Raw genomic sequence first — 6,187 nt, 5'->3', positions numbered from 1 at the left:
CTTTTATATAGATACATCAAAAATAGCCATGCGAAACACTACATTCCTTTTCATCAGAGGATGCTTCATGCTGAAGCTATATGCATTGGAGAAATGCTAGCAATATCGATAGTGCATTTTTCTTTGAGAGACATCTTTATTGCCTCAATAACAATGATATTCGAAAGACCAGCAGAAGCTGGCATAAGAGGTGAAGCAAGGTTAAGAACGACATCTTCGAAATGACGGAACTGCTCAGTCAGGGGGTCGCACGCCGTCACGCTGATTTCTCCTTCTTCAAAATCACGCCACCACGAAGCGGGATTTTCTTTTCCATAGCTCCGAAAAAAGAAATTAGGAAAATCCAACGAACCTTGAGTCCCGGAAAAATGATAGCATTCAGTTTTCCTATAACACGGATAGGTAGGATTTTCACCCGTGGTCATTTCCCAGCTTCGGTTACTGGCGGCGACATCCGAAAGTATAAATGTTCCAAGCGCTCCATTGCAAAACCTGAACCCCATGACGGCCGTATCTTCAACTGCGAAGCCACGCCTTGCGTTACTCGACTCGGCCCAGACAGATCTGATAGGTCCAAAGAGATATTGCATGATTCCAACTTCATGAATCATGTTTATAAGAATAGGACCTCCCCCTAGTTTCGTGCGCCACGGTCCATCCTCAAAGTAATCATCAGGTTTATAGAACAAGGCTGCCCCCTGCATTACAACAGGTTTTCCAAATCGAGAAGAATTAATAAAATCACGTGCCGCAGGGAGAAAACTACTATACGTGCGATGATGACCAACAAGGACAGGAGTTTGACAAGCGATCGACCTGACGCAAATCTCTCTTGCTTCTTCAGAAGTTGTCGCGAGTGGCTTTTCCACAAGAAGAGGAATGGAACGATCAAGACAAGTCATGGCTTGCTCGTAATGATATCCATTTGGTGATGCAATAATTGCAGCATCAATTCTTTCCAGATCAAGACATTTTTCTATAGTATCGAATATCGGAACACCACGCTCTTGCGCAAATGCACAATTTTTTGCCGTTAGAGGTGCGACGATAGCCGCCAACTTACTGCGTGATGACTGCGCAACGAGATCAGCATGTTTGCGTCCGATAAGCCCTGGTCCAGACAGGAGAATGCGTAGCGGCACCATAGTTTATTGTCTTTTTTTGGAAAGAAAGAAGTCAAACGCAGCCAGACACCGCTCATGCGAAGAAAACCGTTGAAAAACAACAGCCGTACGCTCATAACCCGCTCCTGTTATATCTTCTCCAGGCATCCGAAGCGGGATGACTTCGGTATCGGCATTCAATTGTGGAATAACTAAACCCTGAAAAGATGTACCAACCTCTTCTTTAAGAGTCATACGCAAGACCGATTTACAGAACAAAGAAATTTCGTCTGCGCGTAAATTATCAGCGATTGATTCATCAGAAATCGCCGGAGGAAAATGGGACATCGTGAAACTTAATGCATACCAAGATGCATAGGGAAATCCTGTACTATCTTCGATAAGTTTTGCATATAAATCTCCTGGGCATCGTCGGGTGATCTCTATAATTTGCGGACCAAATTTTCCCGCGATGAACTGTACATGAACAAGGCCATTGCAAAACTGCAGTCTTTTGGACAATTTCTCGATAGCACACGTTAGTGGGGCAGTCTCAGGCCACTCGTCCAAAGGAACCACATAACTCGTATCGACCGAAAAACGATCATAACGTGACCCTTCTCGAACGACAAATGAACGAAAAATTATTCCATTTACAAGAAAAACACTAAAACTATAAAGAGGACCCTCAACGAAAGCCTCACACACAATCTGTCCTGTTGGACTGGAGGCGCGCGCCATCGCCAGCGCTTTCTGTATGTCAGAAGGGCATGATGCATCGAAGATCGAAATACCACGTCCGCTGAAGCCTATGGCTGGTTTGCATATAAACAAACCTTCCGAGGGCAACGCATTTGGCAAAATTACTTCCGGACAAGGCAGATCCAGTTCAGTGCAAAGAGCCCGAAACTGATCTTTGGAATTCAGGGAAGCCTGCGTCTCTGCCGAGCAGGGATAATGGAGTGTTCCTCCAAGAGCTGCAAATGTTGTCATGGCAACATCAGTACATCCAGGAACGACCAAATCGATCCCTCTCATATGCATTTCTGATTGTACAGAAATAAGGTTTCCATAATCTCCTTCAATCCAAAGTTCCGGAAATGCCAGCGCTAGAGCATCGCGTGAGCGATTACCCATCGTCCAGACTCTGTGTCCCGCTGCACGTAAAGCCTTATGAATGGGAACTGCAGAAAAAGACGCATCCAAAAGCAAAACATCAGAAAGGAATGGTCTATTCATTTGATAACTGCCTTACGTACAACATCAGAACAATGGCGACAGAATATCGGCGACCTGCAATTCTTCTGCGACATTCAACAGTTCATGCATATAGCTTCGCCCCCCAAAGGAATGAGTTATCAGATCGACACCTTTTTGGGTCGCTTCTGTATAATCGGTAGTATCATGATAAAGCTCGAAGAAATATTCAGTTAAATTCTTTGAATTTGCCTCAAAACCAAAGAACGTAGGAATATCATTCAGTATTTTACGTGAAAAATCGTTTTCATCCGACACGACACAACAACGAGCATCTAAACCATATGCTACCCGTTCATGCATACCTGAGCCAATATTGGGGCTCGTGTTTATAAGAAATTGTGTTGCAGAATAAATTGTGGAGATATTTTGTGCGTCGAAAGCAGGATGAAATTGGGCGCATGCTGGCAACGCAGCGAGATGATCCCATCCTCGTCCGTAAATGTGCACAGGGAGTGGTAAAAGTGCTTTAACCACCGTATTCATGCGATATTCACGAACATAAAGATCAAGTTCTTCCATAAGATGGAGAATAATCTCGGGTCTCTGATCTGCTTGAAGCCCATGCTGCTCACAAGCAGCAAAAAGCAGGTCATTGATTCCTCCCGTACCCTGCATCACGGCCGCAGAACTGGCATCCTCTAAGATCGCGCGCCATCGCGGAGGATAGTCCCGCCACCGTTCTCTACGGGCTTCCGGGTTTCCACCTGTCTTTATAAACGCCATACGTTGGGGCCGATCACGCCATGGGATCACATCCCTGTTCTTATTGGGGACGACACCCACACAGTTGATTAGCGTTGAATATTGTGGTGCATGAATAAAGCGTTTTTGAATATCCAGCCATTCTGAAAAAACATATGCGTTTGCAACCATCCGTGAACGGATATAATGATTTAGAGGCATTCTTCCCGGTGGGTCAGCCAGAACTGATACAAAGGGAATTTTTAAAAATTCCCATATATTTTCATCTTCATGAGAAAGGCGCGCACCAACGCCAGCATGCCCCCACGCCATCGCGATTCCTGATCGCGCAATATCCAAAAAATTGGCAAACCAATCAGGCTGGTAGAGATCAATAATATGTCCCTTATAACCATCTTGTTCAATGGTGCGCATTAGACCCGAGCTTAATTCGCGAAGAATTCCATTCTCATTCTCTCCAATAAGAGCGACAATGTTGGGTCGGTCTGGAGCAGCAATACGGTTAGGTGCTTCAGATAAAAAAATGCTATTGTTCATCTGGATTCAGTTTCGCCGTTTGGAAAAGTGCATAGATCTACAATATCGTCATTTGAAGAGACGTCTTCAACGCATTCCGCCACTGCGCGGCATACATGCTCGACAACAGCACGACTCATGTCCTGACAGAATGGTAGTCCAAGTGCATGCTGCCCCATATATTTGGTGACAGGCAGCAATTCTCTCGGACAGGATGTGTAGGCAGGCTGTTCGTGACACCCTTGGCTCCACCACGCAACAGTGCCGATCCCACGTTCCGCAAGATATGCCGCCATGTTTTTAGCTCCTCCCGGACATAGCACAGTGAGTGTTGATCCGACCCAATTGCTTCCAAAAGATGGCGTCAAGATAACAGACTTAGGCAAATATTTGGTATAGTAGCGCGAGGTAGTTTCCCATCGCTGGCGCGTCCGCGACCATCCGTCAAGTCCGGCCAGTCCGACGGCTGCGGTGTATTCAGAAATTTTGGCATTCACACCCGGATATTGAGCAGCACGTCCTCCGATAAATCCAAATCGCGCATAAGACCGGATGCGTTCTGCAAGAATTGGATCACGCGAGATGACTGCTCCACCTTCCCCGATGCCGAAAGTCTTTGTAGCATGCAAACTGACCACGACCGTGCTCTGGCCAATTGGCATTGGTCCGCCGTTTCTAATCGTATCGAAAGCAGCAGCAGCATCAACGATTACAGGTTTGCCTGTACGAGCAGCAATATCATCCCATACGGCCAGATCAAGTGGGGCACCGAAAGGTGCAACAATTAACACCGCGCCAATTGATGGATCGTAAGCTAGGCGCTCAACTTCGCCAGCATCAGGGATCCACGTATCTGGAAGAACATCAACAAAATGCGGAATCAGGCCCGCTGCTGTGACTGCAGCAGCGCTTGCTATAAATGTCCAGGAAGGCATTATACAAGAGGAGCCCTCTGGAATATTCTGGGCGCGCAAGGCAAGAGTGAGCCCTGCAGTGGCGCTTGTTACCAAGGCGACGTTCGAGGTCTCCATTCCCCATATACGACCCAAACGGGCCTGAAAAACCTCACAGAGTGGACCTTGGTTAGAATACCAACGATTTGTATCGATTTCGCGTAAATACGGGATGATTGTGTCAGTCGCTGGTAAAAGGGGGTGTGCAACGGGGATATCAATTTTTGGATATGTGCTCGCCTTCAAATTTCTACTTTTGGAGGGCAGCAGCTGCTCCAGCGCCTGGCGTCGGTGATCCAAAACCGCGGGCGGAGTAACCTGCTCTCTCCAGAATGGTCTCATAAGCTACTTCCTTTATGCGCTTCAACAATTGCGGCAGGCAACTGTCGGCCACAGAAGTTAAGATCTCCTTTTTCAAGTATGAAGAAGTTGTCTCACAAAATAATCCCTGACCTGAAAGTAATTGTCGCTAAGGATGAGTGTGGACCTGATAAGGCACGGCGCGCAGTAGATATCGGGCAAATTTCCAGGCAGTTTTCTACTAGCCTTGTCCATAGATTGTGTTAGGGCAGGCTTGCTTGTCCGGCGCCCGTCCGGATATCAGCAATATCGATATAAAAGAAATCAACCGGACAGTGTTTGAAGCGCTATCATCCGGATTTGTGTCGTCAATGTTAGGGTCAGAACCCATTGATTTTTTAGGGCTGGCGTGCTTCAGGCTTTCCATGAAGGAGCCCTCAAGGATTGAGTGATTTGTTCTGGCTGACGGACGAGCAGAAGGCGCGGCTTGAGCCATATTTTCCGAAAAGTCATGACAAGCGCCGAGTGGATGATCGTTGGGTACTGAGTGGAATTATCTTCATCAATCGCACTGGACTACGTTGGCGGAATGCGCCGAAAGACTACGGACCACACAAGACGCTCTATAATCGCTGGAAGCGGTGGGGCGACAAGGGCGCCTTCCTGCGGATGATGAAAGGTCTGGCTGCGCCCGAGGCTTCCGGGCGCAAGACGGTGATGATCGACGCGACTTATCTGAAGGCGCACCGCACGGCTTCCAGCCCGCGGGTAAAAAAAGGAATGTGGGCCGCCTGATCGGCCGCACGAACACCACAAGCTTCACGCTATTACCGATGCTTACGGCCGCCCTTTGAGCTCTTCATGACCGCAGGCCAGGTCAGGTCAGTGATTATATCGGTGCCACCGCTCTGCTTGATGAGTTGCCGAAAGCCCAATGGTTACTCGCCGACCGGGCCTATGATGCCGACTGGTTCACGGACACCTTGCAGGAAAAGGGTATCAAGCCCTGCATCCCGGGCCGAAAATCCCGGAACAAGACCGTCAAATACGACAAACGACGCTACAAACGGCGCAACCGCATAGAGATCATGTTCGGACGCCTCAAGGACTGGCGCCGGGTTGCAACACACTACGATAGGTCCCCCACAGCCTTCTTCTCCACCATTGCACTCGCTGCCACTGCCATCTTCTGGCTCTGATCAATGCGTCCTGCCCCTAGGAAACGCCTGACAATCCCCCCCCCCTCAATAGGTTAAACTGTGCACGTGAACCATCACAAACAATATTGAGCCACACCAGTCCAACACTTTATTAAATAAAAGCATATTCTGAAAAAATTTCATACTTCAGTAT

The 6,187-nt window shown here is 47.8% G+C and carries 4 protein-coding genes and 1 pseudogene; 1 reads left to right on the top strand and 4 read right to left on the bottom strand.

Annotation, left to right across the window (positions count from 1 at the left end):
- Window positions 1-65: 65 nt before the first annotated feature.
- From ABF824_RS15055 to ABF824_RS15040, 4 genes are read right to left on the bottom strand one after another with little or no spacing between them, the layout of a single operon-like run.
- On the bottom strand, window positions 66-1,145 hold the full coding sequence (locus ABF824_RS15055) for a Gfo/Idh/MocA family protein (RefSeq protein WP_415489805.1): 1,080 nt from the start codon (window positions 1,143-1,145) through the stop codon (window positions 66-68).
- A 3-nt stretch (window positions 1,146-1,148) separates the two neighbouring features.
- Window positions 1,149-2,342 (bottom strand): hypothetical protein, encoded by a 1,194-nt coding sequence (locus ABF824_RS15050; protein WP_415489804.1) that lies wholly within the window; start codon window positions 2,340-2,342, stop codon window positions 1,149-1,151.
- A gap of 24 nt (window positions 2,343-2,366) precedes the next feature.
- Window positions 2,367-3,602, bottom strand: coding sequence for a hypothetical protein (locus ABF824_RS15045; protein ID WP_415489803.1), 1,236 nt, complete (start codon window positions 3,600-3,602; stop codon window positions 2,367-2,369).
- Window positions 3,599-4,876: a DegT/DnrJ/EryC1/StrS family aminotransferase gene (locus ABF824_RS15040; protein ID WP_415489802.1), complete on the bottom strand. Its 1,278-nt coding sequence runs from the start codon at window positions 4,874-4,876 to the stop codon at window positions 3,599-3,601. The genes ABF824_RS15045 and ABF824_RS15040 overlap by 4 nt, the downstream gene beginning before the upstream one ends.
- Window positions 4,877-5,278: 402 nt before the next feature.
- Here ABF824_RS15040 and ABF824_RS15035 point away from each other — a divergent pair.
- Window positions 5,279-6,033: pseudogene (locus ABF824_RS15035) on the top strand (IS5 family transposase).
- The last annotated feature ends 154 nt before the right edge of the window (window positions 6,034-6,187 follow it).

Source organism: Acetobacter sp., from assembly GCF_047721705.1.
Taxonomy (GTDB): Bacteria; Pseudomonadota; Alphaproteobacteria; order Acetobacterales; family Acetobacteraceae; genus Acetobacter.
Note: the sequence above shows the minus strand (reverse complement) of the source record. Positions and strands in the feature narration are given on the sequence as shown.

Coding starts and splice junctions, on each gene's coding strand:
- ABF824_RS15050 (WP_415489804.1), bottom strand. CDS start 2,342: ATGAATAGACCATTCCTTTCTGATGTTTTGCTTTTGGATGCGTCTTTT.
- ABF824_RS15040 (WP_415489802.1), bottom strand. CDS start 4,876: ATGAGACCATTCTGGAGAGAGCAGGTTACTCCGCCCGCGGTTTTGGAT.
- ABF824_RS15045 (WP_415489803.1), bottom strand. CDS start 3,602: ATGAACAATAGCATTTTTTTATCTGAAGCACCTAACCGTATTGCTGCT.
- ABF824_RS15055 (WP_415489805.1), bottom strand. CDS start 1,145: ATGGTGCCGCTACGCATTCTCCTGTCTGGACCAGGGCTTATCGGACGC.